The sequence below is a fragment of the Actinomadura xylanilytica genome, assembly GCF_030283145.1.
Taxonomy (GTDB): domain Bacteria; phylum Actinomycetota; class Actinomycetes; order Streptosporangiales; family Streptosporangiaceae; genus Spirillospora; species Spirillospora xylanilytica.
In genome coordinates, this window is the sequence record NZ_JASNWE010000001.1 from 1,622,723 (window position 1) to 1,643,821 (window position 21,099).

The following is a 21,099-nucleotide window of genomic DNA, read 5'->3' on the forward strand; positions in this document are numbered from 1 at the left end:
TAGGCGCGGAGGGCGAGTCCTCGGGAGAAGCGGAAAGGCCCGGTCGGTGCAGACTGTGTCTGCACCGACCGAGCCTATTCCTCTTGGTAGCGGGGGCAGGATTTGAACCTGCGACCTCTGGGTTATGAGCCCAGCGAGCTACCGAACTGCTCCACCCCGCGTCGGATGTCTTAACTCTATGGGGCCCGTCCCGCTTGCGCAAACCGGTTAGGCGCCCGCTTGCGCGAGCCCGTCGGGCGCGGCCCGATGGGGGGCCGCGAGCGCCGCGGTCAGCATCTCGATCAGGTCGGTCACGAAGGCGTCGTGGCCGAGCAGCGAGCCGCCCGCAGGACCGGCGAGGCTGCCCGCCTCCTCTTCACTCAGGATAGGCGCGGAGGGCAAGTCCTCGGGAGAAGCGGAAGGCTCGGTCGGTGCAGACCGTGTCTGCACCGACCGAGCCCATTTCCTTCTGGTAGCGGGGGCAGGATTTGAACCCACGACCTCTGGGTTATGAGCCCAGCGAGCTACCGAACTGCTCCACCCCGCGTCGGATGTCTTAACTCTATGGGGCCCGCCCCGCCTGCGCAAACCGGCTAGGCGCCCGCCTGTGCGAGCCCGTCGGGCGCGGCCCGATGGGGGGCCGCGAGCGCCGCGGTCAGCATCTCGATCAGGTCGACCACGAAGGCGTCGTGGCCGAGCAGCGAGCCGCCCGCAGGCCCGGCACGGTCGGCGCAGTCGGCGCGGCCGACGCGTCCGGTGCGGTCGGCGAGCGCGGCGGCGAGGAAGGCGATCATCACCGCGATGCGCTCCAGCGCGAGCGCGGCGGGCAGGAAGCCGAGGCAGCACTCCTCCAGCAGCGCGAGCTGCCGGGCGATCGCGGTGCCCTCGATCGGGCCCGGCACGGCGTGGCCGCGGATCCCCGCCCGGCCCGAGACCTGGGCGACCACGCGCAGGAAGTCGCGCCCCTCCTCGGTGCGCAGCTCGCCGGCGATCGGTTCGACCACGGCGGCCACGATGCCGCGCAGGTCGGACGGGTCGAGCCGGGGCAGCGTGGCCAGGCGGGCGGGCTCCATCCGGTCGACCCCGGCGCGCAGGACGGCCTCCAGCAGCCCGCGCCGCGAGCCGAAGTGGTAGGTGATCGCCGAGTCGTTGCCCTGCCCGGCGAGCGCCACGATGTCGCGGGTCCTGGCGGCGTCGACGCCCTCGGCGGCGAACAGCCGGGCCCCGGCGCGGAGCAGCCGCTCCCTGGTCGCTCTTGCGTCTCTCGGCACGGCGGTGATACTAACAGGAGGCGTTAATAACGGTGATCGTTACAACCGAGGGGTGCCGGGCCATGGGCGACGCACACGACCAGTACGACCCGTTCGACCCCGACTTCCAGGCCGATCCCTACCCCGCCTACCGCCGGCTCCGCGACGAGGAGCCCGTGCACCGGCACGGCGCCCCGCCGTTCTGGGCGCTGTCGCGGTTCGAGGACGTCTGGACGGCGGTGCGGGACGCGGCGGCCTTCTCGTCCGCCGAGGGCCTGACGTTCTACCCCGACGAGATCGGCGCGCTCGGGCTGGCGCCGACGATGGTGATGCTCGATCCGCCCCGGCACACCGCGCTCCGGCGGCTGGTCGGCCACGGCTTCACGCCCCGCCGCGTCGCCGCATTGGAGGAGCTGCTCCGCGAGTTCGTCCGCGGCCGGATCGCGGTGATGGAGCGCACGGTCGCTGACGGCGAGCCCGCCGACCTGCACCGCGACTTCTCCTCGCCGCTCCCCACGTTCGCGCTGGCGCACCTGCTGGGCGTCCCGGAGCCGGACCGGGCGCGGTTCGGCCCGTGGGTGACGGCCCTGACCCGCCTCCAGGACGACGGGTTCGACGCGGGCGCCCTCGATTCGGGCGGCGCGGCCGGGGCGGTCGCCGAGATGTTCCAGTACTTCACCGACCTGATCACCGCGCGCCGGGCCGCGCCCACCGGCGACCTGATCAGCGCGCTGACCGCCGCCGAGGCGGACGGCGAGCGGCTCACCGACTGGGACATCCTCGGGTTCTGCTTCGTCATGGTCGCGGGCGGCAACGACACCACCGGCAACCTCATCTCGCACGGCGTGGCGCTGCTCGACGGCGACCACGCCCAGCGCGAGAGGCTCGCCGCCGACCCGGCGCTCATCCCGAACGCGCTGCTGGAGTTCCTGCGGCTGGAGGGGTCGGTGCAGGGGCTGGCCCGGACGACGACCCGGCCGGTGGTGCTGCACGGCGTGGAGATCCCCGCCGGCGAGAAGGTGATGATGCTGTACGGGGCGGCCAACCGCGACGAGCGCGAGTTCGGCCCGACCGCCGGACGGCTCGACGTGACCCGCGAGATCCCGCGCCACCTGGGCTTCGCCAGCGGCGTGCACTTCTGCATCGGCTCGCACCTGGCCAAGCTCCAGGCCCGCGTCGCGCTGGAGGAGCTGCTGGCCGCGCACCCCCACGTCGGGGTCGACCTCGACCGGGCCGAACGGCTCTCCTCGGCGTTCACCCGAGGCTGGACGAAGCTTCCCGCCACCGGCCTCGCCCCGTCCACCTGATCACCACCGCCCGCCGCCGCGCCGCGCCGTCCCCTCCCCCGGCCTCTGAGTTCGCCCCTGAGCCTCTGGACGAACGGCGCCGGGCTGCCCGCCAGGAGTGGTGGCGCGGACGGCCCGGGCCGGCCATATGGGCTCCGGGAGGGCCCATGTGCGGGTGGGGTCGGTCGGATGTGCGGCCGGCGTCAGCCCATGTGCGGGTAGCGGTGGCCGGTGGGCGGGACGAAGGTCTCCTTGATCGAGCGCGGCGACGTCCAGCGCAGCAGGTTCTGCGCCGACCCCGCCTTGTCGTTGGTGCCGGACGCGCGGGCGCCGCCGAACGGCTGCTGCCCGACGACCGCGCCCGTCGGCTTGTCGTTGACGTAGAAGTTGCCGGCCGCGTAGCGCAGCACCCGCATGGTGTGCGCGATGGCCCCGCGGTCCTGCGCGATCACCGCGCCGGTCAGCGCGTACGCCGAGACCGACTCCATCTGCGCGAGCACCTCGTCGTACCGCGCGTCCTCGTAGACCAGGACGCCGAGGATCGGCCCGAAGTACTCGGTCTTGAAGATCTCGTCGTCCGGGTCGGCGGAGACCAGCACGGTCGGCCGGACGAAGTAGCCGACCGAGTCGTCGCAGGTGCCGCCCGCGACGATCTCGACCGCCGGGTCGGCCTCGGCCCGCTCGATCGCCGCGCGGTTCTTGGCGAACGCCCGCTCGTCGATCACCGCGCCCATGAAGTTGCCCAGGTCGGTGACGTCGCCCATGCTCAGCGACTCGACCTCGGCGGCGAGCTCCTCCTTGAAGCCGTCCTCCCAGATCGAGCGCGGGACGTAGGCGCGGGACGCCGCCGAGCACTTCTGCCCCTGGTACTCGTAGGCGCCGCGGACCAGCGCGGCCTTCAGCGCCTCCCGGTCGGCGGACGGGTGCGCGACCACGAAGTCCTTGCCGCCGGTCTCGCCGACGAGCCTCGGGTAGGTCCGGTACGTGCCGATGTTGGCGCCGACGGTCCTCCACAGGTGCTGGAACGTCGCGGTCGAGCCGGTGAAGTGGATCCCGGCGAGGTCGGGGTGGGTCAGCGCGACCTCCGACACCTCCAGGCCGTCCCCGGTCACCAGGTTGATCACGCCCGGCGGGAGCCCGGCCTCCTCCAGCAGCCGCATCAGCAGCACGGCCGAGTAGGTCTGGGTCGGCGACGGCTTCCACACCACCACGTTGCCCATCAGCGCGGGCGCGGTCGGCAGGTTCCCGGCGATCGCGGTGAAGTTGAACGGGGTGATCGCGTAGACGAACCCCTCCAGCGGCCGGTGGTCGGTCCGGTTCCACACCCCGGGGCCGCTGATCGGCTGCTCGGCCATGATCTGCCGGGCGAAGTGCACGTTGAACCGCCAGAAGTCGATCAGCTCGCAGGGGCTGTCGATCTCGGCCTGCTGGGCGGTCTTGGACTGCCCGAGCATCGTCGCCGCCGCGATCCGCGCCCGCCACGGCCCGGCCAGCAGGTCGGCGGCCTTGAGGAAGACCGCGGCGCGGTCGTCGAACGACAGCTCCCGCCAGGCGGGTGCCGCGGCGAGCGCCGCGTCGACCGCGTCCCGCGCGTCCTGCCGGGTGGCGGTGCCGAACGTGCCGAGCACGGCGGCGTGCCGGTGCGGCTGCACCACGTCGGTCTTGGCCCCGGCGCCGAGCCGCCGCTCGCCGCCGATCGTCATGGGCAGGTCGATCGGGCCGGCGCCCGCGAGCTCGGCGAGCGCGGCCTCCAGCCGGGCCCGCTCGGGGCTCCCGGGGGCGTAGCCGAGCACGGGCTCGTTCACCGGGGCGGGCACGTTGGTCACGGCGTCCATGGAACGGTCCTCCTCAAGGGGTCGGGGCAGAGGGTGGGGGGTCAGCGGGAGACGAACGACCGCAGGAAGAAGGCGAGGTTGGCGGGACGCTCGGCAAGGCGGCGCATGAAGTAGCCGTACCAGTCGGAGCCGTACGGGACGTACACGCGCATCCGCTCGCCGGACGCGGCCAGCCGCCGCTGCTCCGCGGCGCGGATCCCGTACAGCATCTGGAACTCGTACGAGTCGGTCGTCCGCCCGTTGCGCCGGGCGAGGTCGAGCGCGATCTCGATGACGCGCGGGTCGTGGGTGGCGACCATGGGGTGACCGTCGCCGTCCATCAGCGTCCGCAGCGCCCGCACGTAGGCGCGGTCGACTTCCTGGCGGCCCTGGTGGGCCACCGACGCGGGCTCGGCGTAGGCGCCCTTCACCAGCCGCACCCGGGAACCCTCGTGGACGAGGTCGGCCAGGTCGCCCTCGGTCCGGCGCAGCATCGCCTGGATCGCGACGCCGGTCGAGGGGAAGTCGGTCCGCAGCTTGCCGAGCGCGGCCAGCGTCGCGTCGACCGTGGTGTGGTCCTCCATGTCGAGGGTGACCGTCATGCCGTGCCGGGCCGCCGCGGCGGCGATCTCGCGGGCGTGGTCGAGCGCGATGGACGCGCCGCCGGGCAGCGCCCCGCCGAGCGCCGACAGCTTCACCGACGCCTCGGCGGACGCGGTGAGGCCGTGCTCGGCGAACGCGGCGAACAGCGTCAGGTAGGCGTCCCGGGTGGCCTCGGCCTGGGCCCGGTCGGTGGTGTCCTCACCGAGGTGGTCGAGCGTCACCGCCAGCCCGTCCCCGGTCAGCTCGCGCACCGCCTCCAGCGCGGCCTCCAGGTCCTCGCCGGCGACGAACCGGTCGACGACAGCCCGGGTGAGCGGTACCGCCGTGACCAGCCGGCGGATCCGGTCGCTGCGCGCGGCGGCGAGAAGAACAGGACTGACCACGATGACCTCCCGAGCTGCGATGTCCTGCCTCTCAAGCTACGAGCCAGAGCCCCGTCCCCCTACAGCCGACTGTCACCCGTCCAGGCCGCGAACTTCATACAGACGTACAATCGGGGACATGGCCGCCGATCTCCAGGAAATCGTGGAAAGCGCCGCCGACCTGCTGGGCGCCCCGGCGACGCTGGAGGACCGCGACTTCCATCTCGTGGCGTACGCGGCGCACGGCGACACGATCGACCCCGTCCGGATGGAGTCGATCCTGCACCGCCGCGCCACCGAGGCCGTCCGGTCCCGGTTCGAGCGCTTCGGCATCGCCCGCGCCACCGGCCCCGTCCGGATCCCGGCCGACCGCGCCGCGGGCGTCCTCGGCCGTCTCTGCCTGCCCGCGCGCTGGCACGGCGTGACCTACGGCTACCTGTGGCTGCTCGACGACAGCGGGACGATCTCCGACGAGCTCGCCGCGCGGGCCATGCCCCTCTGCGAGCGCGCGGGCCTCCAGATGGCCCGCCAGGCCCGCGAGCGCGACGATCTCGGCTGGAAGCTCGCCGACCTCCTGTCGGCCCAGCCCGAGGTGCGCGGCCAGGCCGCGGCCGACCTGGCCGAGGCACTGCCCCCGCCCCTGGCCGTCGCCGTCCTGCGCGCCCCGGGCCCCGAGCCCCGGCCGCTGAACCCGTGGCTGCTCCCCCGCTCGGTCCTCACCACCGTTTGGGAACGCGACCACGTCCTGGTGTTCCCGATGTCCCGTGCGGGCGACGTCGTCGAGCGGGCCCGCCGCCTCCTCGCCGAACGCAGCCCCGAACCCGTCCAGGCCGGCTCGTACGGCCCCTGCGACGCCCTCACCGAGGTCCGCGAGGGCTGGCTCCGCGCCCGCGTCGCCGCCCGCGCCGCCGCCACGGGCGAGACCCGCGACTGGACCTCGCTGGGCGTCCTGCGCCTCCTGCGCTGCGCCGCCGACGACGCGCTGTCCCAGGCCGTCCTCACCCCGGGCGCGGACCGCCTGCTGGCCCACCCCGACCTGGCCGCCACCGCCCGCGCGTTCCTCGACCGCGCCGGCAGCGTCCAGCACACCGCCCGCGACCTCAGCATCCACCGCCAGACCCTCTACCACCGCCTCCGCCGCATCGAGGAGATCACCGCCCTCGACCTCTCCACCGGCCAGGACCGCCTCACCCTCCACCTGGCCCTCACCCTCTCCCCCTACCTGCCCCCGTTCACCGCAACCCCACCGCAGTAACCTGCGCCTCCGCCACACCCCCCGCGCGGTGTGGCTTATGTATGACTTCGCGCTGAGGGTGTTCTCGGCCGCCTGAGAGTGCGGGCGGAATGCCGAGGAAGTCAGCCTGAACTAGGCGGAAGGGGAAAAGGGGAGCCCGGGAAAAGCAAAAGACCCGGCTGGTGCGAACTGTGTTCGCTTCCAACCGGGTCTTTCCTTGGTAGCGGGGGCAGGATTTGAACCTGCGACCTCTGGGTTATGAGCCCAGCGAGCTACCGAACTGCTCCACCCCGCGGCGTTGTCTTAACTCTATTGCATCCGGGGTGATCGGCCAAATCGGTGCGGCCGGGCCCGTTCCTCAGGAGCAGGCGGGGATCTGGCCGCCCTGGCCGTTGAGGGCGTTGACCGACTTCACGGCGCTGTCGAGGGTGTCGGCGCGGATCAGGCGGAGGCCGTCGGGGCGGGCGGCGGAGGCGTCCGTGCAGTTGTCCTTGGGGGTCAGGAAGACCGTCGCGCCGGCCTGGCGGGCGGCGATCATCTTCTGCTGGATGCCGCCGATCGGGCCGACCTTGCCCTCGGGGGTGATCGTGCCGGTGCCGGCGATGAACTTCCCGCCGGTGAGCGAGCCGGGGGTGAGCTTGTCGACGATGGCGAGCGAGAACATCAGGCCGGCGCTCGGGCCGCCGACGTCGCCGACGCTGATGTCGATCTTGAACGGGAACTTGTAGCGGTCGCCGAGGACGACGCCGATCACGGCGCGCTTGCCGGTGGGGTCGGCGACGGTGGTGACGGAGACCTTCTGCTCCGCGCCGGCGCGCCGGACGGTCAGCTCGACGGCGTCGCCGGCCTTGTGCTTGGCCATCAGGCCGGTGACCTGGGCGGCGCTGGCGGTCTTGGTGCCGTCGACCGCGATGACCTCGTCGTCCGGCTTGATCTTGCCGTCGGCGGGCCGGCCCTTCTGCACCGAGTCGATGACGACCTGGGTGCCCAGCGGGATCTTGAGCTGGTGCAGGGCGGCGGCCTCGGCGCTCTCCTGCGAGTCGTGCATCTGCCGGGTGTTCTCCTGGTCGACCTGCTGCTGCGACTCGTTCTTGGGGAAGACCGTCTCTTCGGGGACGATCGCGGTGTCGCTGGCCAGCCAGCCGCGCAGCGCGCTGAACAGGTCGATCCGGCCGCCGGGGCCGCCCCGGTAGGTGACCGTGGTGAAGTTGAGGTGCCCGCCGTCGTCGTAGGTCCGCCGCCCCTCGATCTTGATGAGCGGCTGGCCCTTGTCGTTGGCGCCGAGCGTGTTGCTCGTCGGGCCCGGCATCAGCGCGACGTACGGGACGGGCAGGAACGAGCCAACGAGAGCCAGCACCAGGACGAGCACGCTCGCGGCGGTGAGCGTGGCGGCACGACGAGACATGCCGGAAACTCTATGCCGAAGCGGGGCCTCAGCAGGCCCCGACCCACTCGTCCCCGCCGTCGGCGAAGGTCTGGTGCTTCCAGATGGGCACCAGCGCCTTGAGGTCGTCGATCAGCCGCCGGCACGCCTCGAACGCCTCGGCGCGATGCGGGCTGGACGCGGCCACCACGACGGCCAGGTCGCCGATCTCCAGGTCGCCGACCCGGTGCACGGCGGCGAGGGCCAGCACCGGGAGGTCGGCGGCGACCTTCTCCATGACCGCGCGGAGCTCCCGCCCGGCCGTCGGGTGGGCGCTGTAGGACAGGTTCCGGACGGCCCGCGCGTGATCGGCGTCGCGGACGGTGCCGACGAACAGCGCGGTGCCGCCCGCGGCCGGGGAGCCGACGGCGCCGAACACCTCGTCCACCGACAGGGGGGTGTCGCGGACGTCCGCCAGCCGGATGACCGCGGGCCCGGCCGGGACGGACCCGGCCGGGGAAGCAATGACCTCGCTCACGTCCCGCAGGCTACCCGCCCGCCGGCCGATCCTGATCTCCCGCCGCGGCCGGACGGGCGGCGGCGTCCGGCTCGTCGGGGTCGAGGGTGGCGGCGAGCGCCTCGGCGAGGGCGGGGACCAGGTCCGGGCCGGCCAACACCTCGTCGTCGGCGTCGTGCCGGCGGAGCCGCAGCGCCGAGTGGCGGGTGCCGTCGCGCAGCACGCCGACCACCATGCGGACGTCCTCGCGGGCCGGATGCTCGGCGGCCCAGGCGACGGCCTCCTTCTCGTCCTCGGGGATCTCCTCCTCCACCTCGGGCGGCAGCACCACCCGTTCGATCACCAGGGCGCAGCCCTCGACGGCGTCCGGCCAGGCGATGGTGGCGAGCGCGTCCTCGACGGCGGACTGCTCGGGCAGCGCGGGCTGTTCGAGGGCGGCGAGGGTGTCGGCGTCCGATTGCAGGCCGAGCTGGTCGGCCAGCTCCGGCTCCGCGCGGCGCAGCTCGACGCTGCGCACCAGCGCGTAGAGGCGCGGAGCGGTGTCCCATCCTTCCAGGGCCGAATGACGTTCGAGGTCCAGCACGACTTCTTCCAGAAGACTCACGGGGCCATCTTTCCCCCAATCAGCCCGGGGAAATGCGGGAACCCCACGCCAACTCGGTAAGTTGCATACACAGCACCGGCGTGCCGCCGGTGGGCACGACCATGAACGGAGGGGCCCTTGACCTTCCGGACTCCCGAATTCGGGCGCCGGCTCGGTAGCGGCCGGACCCGACTGGTGCTACCGGTCCTGGCCGTACTGGCGGTGCTGCTGATCGCCTTCATGGTGTTCACCGCGCTCTGGACCGACCTGCTCTGGTACCGCTCGGTGCACTTCTCGTCGGTCTTCACCACCATGCTGTGGGCGCGGGTAGTGCTGTTCGTCGGCGCCGGCCTGTTCATGGCGCTGGTGGTGGGCGCGAACGTGATGATCGCGCACCGGCTGCGGCCCGCGTACCGGCCGCTGTCGGTCGAGCAGCAGGGCCTCGAACGTTACCGGACCGTGATCGACCCCCGGCGCAAGCTCATCACCGCGGGGCTGCTCGGCCTGCTGGCCGTCCTGACCGGCTCGTCGGTGTCCGGCCAGTGGCCGGTCTGGCTCGCGTTCCTCCACCGCACCTCCTTCGGCCAGGTCGACCCGCAGTTCCACAAGGACATCTCGTTCTACGTCTTCACCTACCCGTTCCTGCGGCTGGTGCTGGGCGTGGTCTTCGCGACGGTGATCCTGTCCATCCTGGCCGCGGTGATGGTGCACTACCTCTACGGCGGGCTGCGCCTCCAAGGGCCGGGCGACAAGGCCAGCCCTCCCGCGCGCGCGCACCTGTCGGTGCTGGTGGGCGTGTTCATCCTGCTGAAGGCGTTCGCCTACTGGTTCGACCGGTACGGGCTCGTCCACTCCGAACGGGGCGTCACCACCGGCGCGTCCTACACCGACGTCAACGCCCTGCTGCCCGCCAAGACGATCCTGGCGATCATCGCGCTGATCTGCGCCGCGCTGTTCTTCAGCAACCTGATGCGGCGCGGCATGATGCTGCCCGGCGTGGGCTTCACGCTGCTGGTGCTGTCGGCGATCCTGGTCGGCGGCCTCTACCCGCTGCTGATCCAGCAGTTCCAGGTCAAGCCGGACGAGCTCGCCAAGGAGCGGCAGTTCATCCAGCGCAACATCGAGTTCACCCGCAAGGCCTACGGCGTCGGGGACGTCAGGCCCGCGGCGTACGGGGCGCAGCCCGAGACCGACACCGGGCGGCTCCAGGACGAGGCCGGCAAGCTCGACGGCGTGCGGCTGCTCGACCCGAGCGTGGTCGGCGAGACGTTCCAGCAGCTCCAGCGCGTCCGGCCGTTCTACCGGTTCCCCGACACCCTCGACGTCGACCGCTACAAGGTCACCGACGGCGGCCAGCAGAAGACCGTCGACACGATCGTGGCGCTGCGCGAGCTGTCCGGGGCTCCCGCCGGGCAGAAGAGCTGGGTCAAGGACCGGATGGTCTACACGCACGGCTACGGCTTCGTGTCCGCCTACGGCGACCGGTTCACCGGCGGCGGCGAGCCCGAGTTCCTGACCAAGGACATGCCGTCCGCGGCCAACGCCCAGATCAAGGTCGACCAGCCGCAGATCTACTACGGCGAGCACTCCCCGTCCTACTCGGTGGTCGGCGGCGCGGGCCAGAACGAGCTCGACTACCCCGACAACAGCTCGGCCGGGCAGGAGAACACCACCTACAAGGGCGCCGGCGGCGTGCCGATCGACTCGTTCTTCAACAAGCTCCTCTTCTCCGCCAAGTTCCAGGAGAAGAACCTGATGCTGTCCGGGGCGATCAAGAAGAACGCCAAGATCCTCTACAACCGGACGCCGCGCGACATGGTGCACCGCGCCGCGCCCTGGCTCACCCTCGACGGCGACCCGTACCCGACCGTGGTGGACGGCAAGGTCACCTGGATCGTCGACGGGTACACCACCTCGTCCGGCTACCCCTACTCCGAGCAGACCAGCCTCGGCGAGGCCACCCGCGACACCATCACCGACACCCGGTCGGCGGTGGCGCGGCAGGCCAACGACCGCGTCAACTACATGCGCAACTCGGTCAAGGCGACCGTGGACGCCTACGACGGCACCGTCAAGCTCTACCAGTGGGACGAGAAGGACCCGGTGACCAAGACCTGGATGAAGGTCTTCAAGAACACCGTGGAGCCCAAGAGCGCGATCCCGGCGGAGCTGGAGAGCCACTTCCGCTACCCGCAGGACATGTTCAAGGTGCAGCGGCAGATCCTCGCCAAGTACCACGTGACCGACCCCGGCGCGTTCTACAACGGCGAGGGCTTCTGGGACGTGCCGGAGGACCCGGGCGCGAAGGGCCGGCGGCAGCCTCCGTTCTACCAGAGCCTGGCGATGCCGGGCAGCCCCACCGAGGACTTCTCCCTCACCACCGTGTTCAACCCGGTCAACAACCCCAACCTGGCCTCGTTCATGGCGGTCGGGTCCACCCCCGGACCCGACTACGGCAAGATCCAGATCTTGCAGCTGCCGCGCACGCCGCCGACCCAGGGGCCGGGGCAGGTGCAGAACACGTTCGAGACCAACGCGCAGGTCAAGGACTCGCTGTACCGGCTGCGCCAGGGCAACACCCGCACCGTGGCGGGCAACCTGCTGACGATCCCGTTCGGCAAGGGCCTGCTGTACGTGGAACCGATGTACGCGCTGGCGGCCGGAGGCGCCGAGCAGCAGCCGTACCCGATCCTCGGCCAGGTGCTGGTGCGGTTCGGCGACCGGATCGCGTCCGGCAAGACCCTGCCGGAGGCGATGAAGCTGCTCCTCGGCGGCGCCGGGGCCACCCCGCCGCCGGCGGCCACGCCCGGGAAGCCCGCGCCGCAGGGCGGGCCCGAGCTGAGCCAGGCCGTCCGGGACGCCATCACCGACCTGCAACGGGCCGTCGACGGCTACGAGAAGGCCCGCAAGGACGGCGACTATCCCGCCATGGGCACCGCGTGGGAGCAGATCAAGAAGGCCAAGGAGGCGTTGAGCGCCGCCAACCAGGCGGCGGTCAAGCAGCCCGCCGCATCGCCCCCGCCGTCCGGCTCCCCGAGCGAGAAGCCGTCCAGCTAGTCCCGGGCTCCGCCCGCCCGCCTGGACCGGTTTCCGGTCAAGGCGGGCGGGCAAAGCGATCAAAGCAGCGGCGGACGGGCCGGGGCCGCGGGCCGGCGGGGCGGACCTGGACGGACGGAGGTCAGCGGCGCCGCTTGCGGGCGCGGCGGATGGCCGCGGCGGCGCCGATCGCGGCCACGGTGGCGCCCGCGGCGGTCGCCATGGTGGCCTCCTTGCCGCCGACGCGGCGGCCGACGACGGCGTGCCGTCCGGCGGTCTCCTCCATCACCACGCGCAGGGCGGTGGCGTTGTCGTACCCGGGCTTCCAGCCGGCCGCCCGCAGCCGGGCGCAGTCGACCACCCACGGGTAGGCGACGTAGTGCAGGTCGGTCGCGGGCGCGGGGGTCATGCCGAGGCGGTGCAGCCGCTGCGCCATCCCGAAGGTGAGCGCGGCGGGCAGCTCGAAGCTCCGCTTGCCCGCGATCTCGTTGACCTCGTCCGAGCCGAGCCAGCCGTCGCAGCCCACGCCGAGCGGGCCGGGCAGGTCCTCGACGACCACCAGTTCGAGGGCGGCGGCCAGGTCCTCGACGTGGCAGAACTGCCAGCCGGTGGTGCAGCCCTTGACCGACAGCAGCCTGGGCGACTCGAAGTGGCGGGTCACGACCGTGTCGATGCCGGGCCCCACCAGCGCCGCCGGGCGCACCACCGTGACCTCGAGGCCCGGATGGGTGACCGGCGCGTTCGCGGCCAGGTCCTCCATCTCCAGGAAGTCGCCGGCGATGCTCTCGTTGGCCTCGGCGAGCAGCGGGGCGTCCTCGAGGAGCGGCACCTCGTTGCCCGGCCCCGCGCCGTAGACCATCGCGCTGGTGACCAGGACCACCCGGCGGACCCGGGCCGCCGCGGCGGCGGTCACCACCGTCTGCGCGCCCCGCACGTTGTGGGTGCGGCGCTCGCGCGGGTCGGCCTCGGGCGACTGCTCGACGTCCAGGTTGACGATCACGTCGACGTCCGAGAGCCGGTTGGACAGCAGCGGATCGCGGATGTCGACGACCCGCCAGGTGACGTCCGGCACATCTCCGCGCTGCCCGTCGATCGCGACGACCTTGCGGATCTCCTCACGCTCGGCGAGCCGGGCGGCCAGCAGCCGCCCCGCCCCTGTGGCCGCCCCGGTGACGGCGACCACCGGGGCCTTGCTACGCCGAGGGCGAACCTTGCCCGTTGCCACGGGGGTGCCCCCTTCCTTGTGTACGCGACTTCGCCGGGACCGGCTAACGTTGCGGATATGAGCCCATCATGCATCCCAGGGGCAAACCGATGAGTGACAATCCCTTCGGCTTCAACCGTCCAGGCGACGACGGAGACGACGACAAGCCCCAGGATCCATTCAAGGCCATGGGCGGCGACATGTCGCAATTCGCCGACATGTTGCACCGCTTCGCCGACATGCTCGGCAGCCAGGGCGCCGGCGGCGCCGAGGGCGGCCCGCTGAACTGGGATCTGGCCAAGAACATCGCCCGGCACTCGGTCGTCGAGCAGGGCGACCCCTCGATCGTGGACGCCGAGCGGCGCCAGGTCGAGGAGGCGCTGCGGCTGGCCGATCTGTGGCTGGACGAGGGCACCACGCTGCCCGCCGGCATCCGCACCCCCCAGGCGTGGAGCCGGTCGGAGTGGATCGAGCAGACGCTGCCGGTCTGGGCGAAGGTCTGCGACCCGATCGCGTCCCGCATGGTCGACTCGATGGGCGGCGCGCTCGGCGGCGGCGAGATCCCCGCCGACGTGCAGGCGATGGCCGGCCCGCTGATCGGCATGGTCAAGCAGATGGCCGGCGCGATGGTCGGCGGCCAGGCCGGGCAGGCGCTCGGCGCGCTCGCCCGCGAGGTCACCGGCTCCGCCGACGTCGGCCTGCCGCTGGCCCCCGGCGGTGTCGGCGCGCTGCTCCCCGCCGGGGTGGACGCGTTCGGCGCCGGCCTCGAGGTGTCCGGCGACGAGGTGCGGCTCTACCTGGCGCTGCGCGAGGCCGCGCACCAGCGGCTGTTCGCCCACGTGCCGTGGCTGCGCGCGCATTTGCTGGGCGCGGTCGAGGAGTACGCGCGCGGCATCACCGTCGACCTGTCGGGCATCGAGCAGGCCGTCCAGGGGCTCGACCTGAACAACCCCGAGGCCATCCAGGAGGCGCTCGGCGGCGAGCTGTCGCTCCAGCCCGAGGAGACGCCCCGGCAGAAGGCGGCGCTCGCCCGCCTGGAGACCGCGCTGGCGCTGGTCGAGGGCTGGGTCGACACCGTGGTCAACCAGGTCGCCGAGGGCCGGCTGCCCGGCTCGGTGAAGCTGTCGGAGGCCGTCCGGCGGCGCCGCGCCACCGGCGGTCCGGCCGAGCGCACCTTCGCCACGCTGGTCGGCCTGGAGCTGCGGCCCCGGCGGCTGCGCGAGGCGGGCGTCCTGTGGCGCACGCTCACCGAGGCGCGCGGCATGCAGGGCCGCGACGCGCTGTGGGACCACCCCGACCTGCTGCCGACCGCCGACGATCTCGACGACCCCGAGGGCTTCGCGCACGGCAAGGACGAGATCGAGGGGCTGTCCGACCTCGACATCTCCGCGCTCACCGCCGATCACCCCGAGATCGGCCGCACCGACGGCACATCCGGCAAGCCTGGAAAGCCCAGCGAGGACGGCGCTGCCGAGGGCGACGACAAGCCCGACAAGCCCGACGAGAACGGGCGAGGCGGCGCGGATGGCGGGGGCAAGGGCCCGGACGACGGCGCGCCGGGGCCCCGCTCGTGATGTACCGGGCAGGTTCGCGAGTGAGCGGCTGCCGGTACGAGCCCGGCTCGTCCACGAACGTGATCAGGCGGCGGGTCGCCCGCGCCGGACTGTGCTGGCAGCGCCCGATCGACCAGGAGCGGCGCCGCCTGCACCCGGCCAATTCGCGGTACCCGCGCGTGCGGCGGGTATGAGCCGCCCGGACGGCGCCGCGGGGCGGCTGCACGCCGACGCTCTGCGGGTGCTGACCGCGTGGGAGGCGCCCGACGCCGTCCAGGACGAGGAGCGCCGGGAGTTCCTGCGTCACCTGGCCGTCCACCCCGACGGGCTCTGGCGGGAATGCGCCCCCGGGCACATCACCGCCAGCACCGCCGTGCTCGACGGCACCGGCACGCGGGTGCTGCTGACCCTGCACCGCAAGCTCAAGGCGTGGCTCCAGCTCGGCGGGCACTGCGAGCCGGGCGACGCGTCCCTCGCCGCCGCGGCGCTGCGGGAGGCCACCGAGGAGTCGGGCATCGCGGGGCTGCGGCTGCGTCCCGAGCCGATCCGGCTCGACCGGCACGCGGTGCCCTGCCATCCGGGCGGTAGCTGGCACCTGGACGTCCAGTACGTCGCGTTCGCCCCGGAGAACGCCCGGCACGCGGTCAGCGACGAGTCCGACGCGCTCGGCTGGTTCCCGGTGGACGCGCTGCCCGAGCCCTCCGACGACATCGTCCGCCGCCTGGTCGAACGGGCCGCCGGGCTCAAGGGCTGAGCAGCCCAACGGCCGAGCGGTCCGAGGGCGACCGGCCGGACCACACGGCTACTCAGGGTGACCGGACGGCGGGCCGCCCGGCTCAGCGGCCGAGCGGGTCGCCCTCCAGGAGTGCGCGGGTGTTCTCCCAGCCCTCCAGGCCCGGATCGAGGAGCCGCACGTCGGCGGCGGTGCGAAGCCGGTGCCAGCTCGGCGCCTGCGGCACCTGCCCGGGACGGGGCGCGGCGGCCCGCAGCAGGCCCAGCGCGTCGGGCGTGTCGAGATCGACGTCCTCCAGCGCGGCGGCCAGCCACTCCGGCAGCGGCAGCCGGGCGGCGAGCGCCACCAGCCCGTCGCCGCGGCCCGTGCCCCCGGCACTCTCGGCCTGGCAGGCGGCGGCCGGGGCACTGCCGAGCGCGCGGAAGAGCTTGCCGAGCAGCAGCGGCGGCAGGTCGGGCGCGTCCGGCGCGATCAGCGCGGCCTGCTCGGCGCCGAGGGCGTGCAGGGCGGCGAACGCGCGCGGCAGCGTGGGTTCGCGGACGATCGCGGTGCCCGGCCAGGTGACCGCCTCGGCGTCCGGCTGGCCGGGCGGGTGCAGGACCAGCGCGGGCGTCACCAGTTCGAGGCCCGCGACGACCTCGTAGGTGTCCTCCAGCAGCGCGAGCCGGAACTCCGCGGCGTCGATCCCCGGCGGAGCCTCCCCACCGCTCGCCCCGCCGCTCCCCCGGGGCGTCCCGGCCGGCATGGACAGGACGGCGGCGTAGCGGGTGCCCGCGCCGGTCACCCGGCGACCTCGTGCTGGTAGTCGTCCCCGTGGTGGAGGACGTCGCCGCGGTGCAGGTCGTCGTCGCGGGCGAGCTCGTCGCCCGCCGGGTCGGCGTCCATCGGCAGGTGCGCCGCGGCGGTGACGCCCTCCAGGTAGCCGCGTGCCCGGTCGGCCTTGGGGTAGCTGCCGACCAGTTCCCAGAAGTCGGTGCCGTGCCCGGGGATCAGCAGGTGCGCCAGCTCGTGCACCAGGACATAGTCGACGACCCAGGCGGGCATGCCGCGCAGCCGGGTGGACAGCCGGATGGTGCCGTCGTCCGGGGTGCACGAACCCCAGCGAGTCCGCTGGTTCGCGACCCAGCGGACGCTCACCGGGTCGGCGCGGCCGGACAGATATCGGCGGGAGAGTTCATGGGCCCGTGCTTCGAGGTCGGCGTCGCTGGGACGCCGACGTCGTTCCCTTTCCGCGAGCCGTTCGAGGATGGTGGCGATCCACTGTTCCTCCTCGGCCTTGCTCAGCCGGGACGGCAACATCACCACCACCTTGTCCCCGTCGCGGTAGGCGGACACCGTCCGCCGGCGTCGGCTGCTGCGGCGGACCTCAACATTTGGGGGCACGTCAGAACCGTACCTAAAAATTTGCGTCCTCCACAGGGGGTGTTTGACATCACCCCAGGTCAACCCCAGTCTTTTTACCTAAGGGCAAACGGTTTCCACCTGTTGTCCAAACCCTTTCCGCGCCGACACACGGACGCTTCCCGGGCTTCCTCCAGGGCCTGTCGGCACCGTTCGGCCCGACGTCTCGCGGGCCACTCGGGCCGTCCGGGCGCGAGATGGCGACGCGCCACCGGGGACCGCCCGAAAAGGTCAAGGAAGCGGTCCCCGATGGCGCGGAGTTCCTACTGGTATTCGATCAGTAACATAGCGTGACTGCATATCGAGAGGGTCGAACCGCGGTCCTCTCGGCGCTGTCACTCTCCGGTGAACTCGGGACGGCGCCGCTCCCGCTGGGCGGTGATGCCCTCCAGCATGTCCCGGGATGTCATGGTGACCGGCTGGGCGAGCGACTCCCAGCGCAGCGCCGCGTCCATGCCGCTGTGGCCGCCGGCCGACAGCGCGACCTTGGTGAGCCGGGTCGCGATGGGGGCCTGCGCGGCGATCAGCTCGGCCACCGAGAGCGCCTCGGCGAGCGTCCGGTCGCGGGGCACGGCCCGGTTGACCAGCCCGGACGACGCGGCCTCGGTGCCGGTGACGGCCCGGCCGGTGAACAGCATCTCGCGGGCCAGCGGCAGCCCGGCGACCTCGGGCAGCAGCCAGGTCGCGGCCATCCCGGGGTGCAGGCCGAGCGCGGTGAACGGGACGAGGAGCTTGGCGTCCTCGGCGGCGTACCGCAGGTCGCAGGCGAGCGCGAGGCAGAGCCCGGCGCCGACGGCGTGCCCGTTGAGGGCGGCGACGGTCGGCACCTCCAGGTCGCGGATCGCCAGCCACGTCCGGTAGAACTCCAGCATCCGGTCGCGCAGCGCGGGCACCGTCCCGGCGTTCTTGTCCGCGAGCCAGGACAGGTCGCCGCCCGAGCTGAAGGCGCTGCCCGCGCCGGTCAGCACCACGCAGCGCAGGCCCGCGTCGGCTCGCAGGGTGGCGATGGCGGTCCGCCAGGCCGCGGTCATCTCGTCGGACATCGCGTTCCGACGATCTGGATCATTCAAGGTGAGAACGGCGATTCCATCGGAACGACGGTCGACCAGGAGCGCATCAGACAGCTTCTCGGACATGGGGCGCACCGTACCGAATGTCACCGAGGCCACCTTCGGCCGGGCGTGAGAAAGCGCACACTTACGCCGTTGCCGCAGGTCGGTGCCGCGCACCGGTCCGGCGGGTGAGGAATACTTTGAGTCGTTGTGGCGCGAACGAGACCGAATCACCGACAATGGGGTCCGTGAGCGATCTCCCCCGCCGCGCGGTGACGCGGTCAGCAAAGCTGGCGTCCCTCCCCCTCGGATTCGCCGGGCGCACCGCCCTGGGCGTCGGGAAACGCACACTGGGCAGGCCGGCCGAGGCGGTCGCCGTCGAGATCCAGCAGCGCACCGCCGAACAGCTCTTCAAGGTCCTCGGAGAGCTCAAGGGCGGCGCGATGAAGCTCGGCCAGATGCTGTCGATCTTCGAGGCGGCGCTGCCGCCCGAGATCTCCGGCCCGTACCGGGCGACCCTGACCAAGCTCCAGGAGGCCGCGCCGCCGCTGCCGGCCTCCGCCGTGCACAAGGTGCTCACCGAGGGCCTCGGGGCCGAGTGGCGCGACCGGTTCGAGTCGTTCGACGACCAGCCCGCCGCGGCGGCGTCGATCGGCCAGGTGCACCGGGCCGTGTGGGCCGACGGCCGCGAGGTCGCGGTCAAGGTGCAGTACCCCGGCGCCGGCAAGGCGCTGATCAGCGACTTCAATCAGCTCGCCCGGCTCGGCCGGCTGTTCGGCATCCTGATGCCGGGCCTGGACGTCAAGTCGATGCTCGCCGAGCTCAAGGAGCGGGTGGTCGAGGAGCTCGACTACACCATCGAGGCCGCCTCGCAGACCACAATCCGCGAGGCGTTCCTGGACGACCCCGACTTCTACGTCCCCGAGGTGGTGGCGCAGGCCGGGAACGTGCTGGTCACCGAGTGGATCGACGGCACCCCGCTGTCCAAGATCATCAGCGACGGTGAGCAGGAGACCCGCGACCACGCCGCGCTGCTGTACTGCCGGTTCCTGCTGTCGGGCCCCCAGCGCGCGGGACTGCTGCACGGCGACCCGCACCCGGGCAACTTCCGGCTCCTGGCCGACGGCCGCCTCGGCGTGCTCGACTTCGGCGCCGTCGACCGGATCCCCGCCGACTTCCTGCACCGGATGGGACGGCTGCTGCGCATCGGCACCATGTCCGACATCACCGAGATCGAGGACGCGCTGCGGGACGAGGACTTCATCCGCGAGGGCGTCGACATCGACACCGAGTCGCTCCAGGCCTTCCTGGCCCCGATCACCGAGCCGTTCGTCAACGAGACCTTCGCGTTCAGCCGCGAGTGGCTGCGCGGGATGGCCGCCCGGGTCACCGACCTGCGTCCGACCAACGTCGTCCGGCAGCTCAACCTGCCGGCCGAGTACGTGATCGTGCACCGGGTGCTGTCGGCCGGCACCGGAGTGCTCTGCCAGCTCGAATGCGACATCCCGGCCCGCGCCGAGTCCCTGAAGTGGATTCCCGGCTTCGCCGACGACGCCGACGAGGCCGACGGCGAGCTGGTCGGCTGACCGCCCGCGCCGCCCGCGCCACCGGCGCCGCCTGGACGCGCGGCAGAGACGAGCAGCGGGGCCCCGCGCACTGATGAGGTGCGCGGGGCCCCGTTCACACACGTCCGGTAAGGGAGACACCGGCCGTGCGGGAGGCCCGCCGGGAGGCGCGCGGCCCGCCAAACCATCCAAGAAGGACGGGCACCAGGGCCTGCGACCGTACGGGCCGAGTAGCGGATTCGGACGGGCTGATCTCTGACAGATCGGTTTCGGATCGGTCCGGTGGACGGTCCTGGCGGTTCGGATCTCCTGTCGGTTCGGATCTTCTGTCGGACCGGTCCTCACCGCCCGTTCTGCCTGGGCGCAGATTCGTGGTCAGCGACCGGGCGCGTACGGCTCCCCGGCGGAGGTCGGTGCGAGCAGGGCGCGGCGCACGCGGGCGGCCCGCGTGCGGGCGTCCCGGCGGGCCCGGCGCACGGCGCGCACTCGCGCGGCCCGCTGGAGCCGCTCGGCCTCCTCGGTCAGGCCCCGTATTCGTTCACGGGACGGTTCCTGGTCGAGCATCATCATCGTGTTCTTCCTCGCGGCCCGGGTGTGCGGTCCCCGCGCGGGGACCGCACACCCGGACGTGGAACGGCGGAGTTCCGGCATGACGGGCATCAGGGCCTCACACGGCCACTTCGTCCGGCACCGGGTGCTTGCGCGGACGGCCGCGCGGGCGCTTGCGCGGCACGATCACGCCGCGGACGAACAGTTCGCCGCCCCAGACGCCCCAGGGCTCGTTGCGCTCGAGAGCACCGGCGAGGCACTCCTTGCGGAGCGGGCACTCCAGGCACAGGGCCTTGGCGAGCTCGACGTCGGCGGGCGCCTCGGCGAAGAACAGCTCCGGGTCGGTCCGGCACGGAAGCGTGAGGTCCTCTTCGCTTACTGCGAGAGCCCCCTGCATCACAGTCACCCTGGTTCCTCTCGTTGAATATCAACGGGTCGTGTCGGTAGGTAGTCCGGGCAAATAAAGAAGGCCGCGGATCCGGTTACGGATCCGCGGCCTGGGGGCTTGCCGGTGTCTTGCTAGACCGGTGGCCTCCAGGGGTACGGACCCGACGCGCCACTCCGCAGGGAAGCGGCGGCCGTGTGGGCCGTGGCCGGAGCCTGCGGAAGATTGGCTTCGCCGTTGTGCGCGAAGACACTTCCGCCCTGCTCGTCCTGGATTCGCTGCTCGTCGCGTAGATCACGCAGTCGCAGGGCGAGGTCGCCGAAGCGTCCCTCGACCATGTCGGACTCGTGCATCCATGCCGCGCCGCCATAGCGCTTGCCCACACCGTTCAGCGGTGCCGGGGCGGACGCGAAGGCGGGCCTCGCCGAATCGCCGAGGCAGGCGGGCATCCAGGACTGGCCTGATTTGTTCATCAATGCGTTGTTCACCGGATGCACACCACCTTCCTGGCTCATCGGGGCCCGTCACCGGATGAAGATCCGGGGGCCGGGCCGTTTGATTGCTCGCATCGAGAGTACGGCGACTGCGGCGAATCAATCAAGATATTTTTGACCTGCGGTTTTGTGGGTG

The 21,099-nt window shown here is 72.4% G+C and carries 21 protein-coding genes and 3 tRNA genes; 7 read left to right on the top strand and 17 right to left on the bottom strand.

Annotated elements, in window-relative coordinates:
- Positions 1 to 84: 84 nt before the first annotated feature.
- From QP090_RS07555 to QP090_RS07570, 4 genes are all read right to left on the bottom strand, one after another.
- Positions 85 to 161, bottom strand: a tRNA-Met gene (locus QP090_RS07555).
- A 46-nt stretch (positions 162 to 207) separates the two neighbouring features.
- The gene (locus QP090_RS07560; protein ID WP_285937795.1) at positions 208 to 381 is read right to left on the bottom strand and encodes a hypothetical protein; all 174 of its coding nucleotides are present in this window, start codon (positions 379 to 381) and stop codon (positions 208 to 210) included.
- 68 nt (positions 382 to 449) lie between these two features.
- Positions 450 to 526, bottom strand: a tRNA-Met gene (locus QP090_RS07565).
- Between the two features lie 46 nt (positions 527 to 572).
- Positions 573 to 1,250, bottom strand: a complete 678-nt coding sequence (locus QP090_RS07570) for a TetR/AcrR family transcriptional regulator (RefSeq protein ID WP_285937797.1) — start codon at positions 1,248 to 1,250, stop codon at positions 573 to 575.
- A gap of 62 nt (positions 1,251 to 1,312) precedes the next feature.
- Here QP090_RS07570 and QP090_RS07575 point away from each other — a divergent pair, with 62 nt between their 5' ends.
- On the top strand, positions 1,313 to 2,536 hold the full coding sequence (locus tag QP090_RS07575) for a cytochrome P450 (RefSeq protein WP_285937798.1): 1,224 nt from the start codon (positions 1,313 to 1,315) through the stop codon (positions 2,534 to 2,536).
- A gap of 182 nt (positions 2,537 to 2,718) precedes the next feature.
- Here QP090_RS07575 and pruA read toward each other — a convergent pair whose 3' ends face one another.
- Together pruA and QP090_RS07585 are read right to left on the bottom strand one after the other, a co-directional pair.
- Positions 2,719 to 4,350, bottom strand: coding sequence for an L-glutamate gamma-semialdehyde dehydrogenase (pruA, locus tag QP090_RS07580; RefSeq protein WP_285937799.1), 1,632 nt, complete (start codon positions 4,348 to 4,350; stop codon positions 2,719 to 2,721).
- Between the two features lie 41 nt (positions 4,351 to 4,391).
- Positions 4,392 to 5,315, bottom strand: coding sequence for a proline dehydrogenase family protein (locus QP090_RS07585; RefSeq protein WP_285937800.1), 924 nt, complete (start codon positions 5,313 to 5,315; stop codon positions 4,392 to 4,394).
- 118 nt (positions 5,316 to 5,433) lie between these two features.
- Here QP090_RS07585 and QP090_RS07590 point away from each other — a divergent pair, with 118 nt between their 5' ends.
- Positions 5,434 to 6,549: a PucR family transcriptional regulator gene (locus tag QP090_RS07590; protein WP_285937801.1), complete on the top strand. Its 1,116-nt coding sequence runs from the start codon at positions 5,434 to 5,436 to the stop codon at positions 6,547 to 6,549.
- Positions 6,550 to 6,746: 197 nt separating this feature from the next.
- Here the strand turns inward: QP090_RS07590 and QP090_RS07595 are convergent.
- The 4 genes from QP090_RS07595 to QP090_RS07610 all read right to left on the bottom strand — a co-directional run bounded on the left by QP090_RS07595 (position 6,747) and on the right by QP090_RS07610 (position 9,012).
- A tRNA-Met gene (locus QP090_RS07595) sits at positions 6,747 to 6,823 on the bottom strand.
- Between the two features lie 63 nt (positions 6,824 to 6,886).
- Complete coding sequence (locus QP090_RS07600; protein ID WP_285937802.1) at positions 6,887 to 7,933, bottom strand: YlbL family protein; 1,047 nt, start codon at positions 7,931 to 7,933, stop codon at positions 6,887 to 6,889.
- 28 nt (positions 7,934 to 7,961) lie between these two features.
- Positions 7,962 to 8,429 (bottom strand): molybdenum cofactor biosynthesis protein MoaE, encoded by a 468-nt coding sequence (locus QP090_RS07605; protein WP_285937803.1) that lies wholly within the window; start codon positions 8,427 to 8,429, stop codon positions 7,962 to 7,964.
- 10 nt (positions 8,430 to 8,439) lie between these two features.
- Positions 8,440 to 9,012, bottom strand: coding sequence for a PPA1309 family protein (locus QP090_RS07610; protein ID WP_285937804.1), 573 nt, complete (start codon positions 9,010 to 9,012; stop codon positions 8,440 to 8,442).
- A gap of 117 nt (positions 9,013 to 9,129) precedes the next feature.
- Here QP090_RS07610 and QP090_RS07615 point away from each other — a divergent pair, with 117 nt between their 5' ends.
- Positions 9,130 to 12,048, top strand: coding sequence for a UPF0182 family membrane protein (locus tag QP090_RS07615; protein ID WP_285937805.1), 2,919 nt, complete (start codon positions 9,130 to 9,132; stop codon positions 12,046 to 12,048).
- A 121-nt stretch (positions 12,049 to 12,169) separates the two neighbouring features.
- Here QP090_RS07615 and QP090_RS07620 read toward each other — a convergent pair whose 3' ends face one another.
- Entirely contained in the window at positions 12,170 to 13,210 is a 1,041-nt protein-coding gene (locus QP090_RS07620; RefSeq protein WP_285937806.1) for an NAD-dependent epimerase/dehydratase family protein, read from the bottom strand.
- Between the two features lie 131 nt (positions 13,211 to 13,341).
- Between QP090_RS07620 and QP090_RS07625 the strand changes: the two genes are divergently transcribed.
- The 3 genes from QP090_RS07625 to QP090_RS07635 are packed head-to-tail and all read left to right on the top strand — an operon-like array spanning position 13,342 to position 15,538.
- Positions 13,342 to 14,805 carry a zinc-dependent metalloprotease gene (locus QP090_RS07625; RefSeq protein ID WP_285937807.1) on the top strand — a complete coding sequence of 488 codons (1,464 nt, stop codon included), beginning with the start codon at positions 13,342 to 13,344 and terminating at the stop codon, positions 14,803 to 14,805.
- Positions 14,806 to 14,825: 20 nt separating this feature from the next.
- On the top strand, positions 14,826 to 14,978 hold the full coding sequence (locus QP090_RS07630) for a hypothetical protein (RefSeq protein ID WP_285937808.1): 153 nt from the start codon (positions 14,826 to 14,828) through the stop codon (positions 14,976 to 14,978).
- The gene (locus QP090_RS07635) at positions 14,975 to 15,538 is read left to right on the top strand and encodes an NUDIX hydrolase (RefSeq protein ID WP_285937809.1); all 564 of its coding nucleotides are present in this window, start codon (positions 14,975 to 14,977) and stop codon (positions 15,536 to 15,538) included. Before QP090_RS07630 ends, QP090_RS07635 begins: the two co-directional genes overlap by 4 nt.
- Before the next feature lie 82 nt (positions 15,539 to 15,620).
- Here QP090_RS07635 and QP090_RS07640 read toward each other — a convergent pair whose 3' ends face one another.
- From QP090_RS07640 to QP090_RS07650, 3 genes are all read right to left on the bottom strand, one after another.
- Positions 15,621 to 16,301 (bottom strand): glycosyltransferase family protein, encoded by a 681-nt coding sequence (locus QP090_RS07640; RefSeq protein WP_285937810.1) that lies wholly within the window; start codon positions 16,299 to 16,301, stop codon positions 15,621 to 15,623.
- Positions 16,298 to 16,852 carry a M48 metallopeptidase family protein gene (locus QP090_RS07645; RefSeq protein ID WP_285938603.1) on the bottom strand — a complete coding sequence of 185 codons (555 nt, stop codon included), beginning with the start codon at positions 16,850 to 16,852 and terminating at the stop codon, positions 16,298 to 16,300. Before QP090_RS07645 ends, QP090_RS07640 begins: the two co-directional genes overlap by 4 nt.
- Before the next feature lie 401 nt (positions 16,853 to 17,253).
- Entirely contained in the window at positions 17,254 to 18,054 is an 801-nt protein-coding gene (locus QP090_RS07650; protein ID WP_285937811.1) for an enoyl-CoA hydratase/isomerase family protein, read from the bottom strand.
- A 164-nt stretch (positions 18,055 to 18,218) separates the two neighbouring features.
- On the opposite strand from QP090_RS07650, the gene QP090_RS07655 reads away from it, so the two are divergent.
- Positions 18,219 to 19,556, top strand: coding sequence for an ABC1 kinase family protein (locus QP090_RS07655; RefSeq protein ID WP_285937813.1), 1,338 nt, complete (start codon positions 18,219 to 18,221; stop codon positions 19,554 to 19,556).
- Positions 19,557 to 19,910: 354 nt separating this feature from the next.
- On the opposite strand, the gene QP090_RS07660 is transcribed toward QP090_RS07655, so the two are convergent.
- The 3 genes from QP090_RS07660 to QP090_RS07670 all read right to left on the bottom strand — a co-directional run bounded on the left by QP090_RS07660 (position 19,911) and on the right by QP090_RS07670 (position 20,957).
- A complete protein-coding gene (locus tag QP090_RS07660) occupies positions 19,911 to 20,105 on the bottom strand; it encodes a hypothetical protein (RefSeq protein ID WP_285937814.1) in 195 nt (64 codons plus the stop codon).
- A 97-nt stretch (positions 20,106 to 20,202) separates the two neighbouring features.
- Positions 20,203 to 20,481, bottom strand: coding sequence for a WhiB family transcriptional regulator (locus tag QP090_RS07665; RefSeq protein WP_285937815.1), 279 nt, complete (start codon positions 20,479 to 20,481; stop codon positions 20,203 to 20,205).
- A 122-nt stretch (positions 20,482 to 20,603) separates the two neighbouring features.
- On the bottom strand, positions 20,604 to 20,957 hold the full coding sequence (locus QP090_RS07670; protein ID WP_285937817.1) for a hypothetical protein: 354 nt from the start codon (positions 20,955 to 20,957) through the stop codon (positions 20,604 to 20,606).
- Positions 20,958 to 21,099 lie beyond the last annotated feature (142 nt).

Bases quoted from the DNA above. Each gene is read 5' to 3' on its own strand.
- QP090_RS07575 (WP_285937798.1), top strand. From the start codon at position 1,313: ATGGGCGACGCACACGACCAGTACGACCCGTTCGACCCCGACTTCCAG.
- pruA (WP_285937799.1), bottom strand. From the start codon at position 4,350: ATGGACGCCGTGACCAACGTGCCCGCCCCGGTGAACGAGCCCGTGCTC.
- QP090_RS07635 (WP_285937809.1), top strand. From the start codon at position 14,975: ATGAGCCGCCCGGACGGCGCCGCGGGGCGGCTGCACGCCGACGCTCTG.
- QP090_RS07625 (WP_285937807.1), top strand. From the start codon at position 13,342: ATGAGTGACAATCCCTTCGGCTTCAACCGTCCAGGCGACGACGGAGAC.
- QP090_RS07650 (WP_285937811.1), bottom strand. From the start codon at position 18,054: ATGTCCGAGAAGCTGTCTGATGCGCTCCTGGTCGACCGTCGTTCCGAT.
- QP090_RS07660 (WP_285937814.1), bottom strand. From the start codon at position 20,105: ATGATGATGCTCGACCAGGAACCGTCCCGTGAACGAATACGGGGCCTG.
- QP090_RS07590 (WP_285937801.1), top strand. From the start codon at position 5,434: ATGGCCGCCGATCTCCAGGAAATCGTGGAAAGCGCCGCCGACCTGCTG.
- QP090_RS07665 (WP_285937815.1), bottom strand. From the start codon at position 20,481: ATGCAGGGGGCTCTCGCAGTAAGCGAAGAGGACCTCACGCTTCCGTGC.
- QP090_RS07600 (WP_285937802.1), bottom strand. From the start codon at position 7,933: ATGTCTCGTCGTGCCGCCACGCTCACCGCCGCGAGCGTGCTCGTCCTG.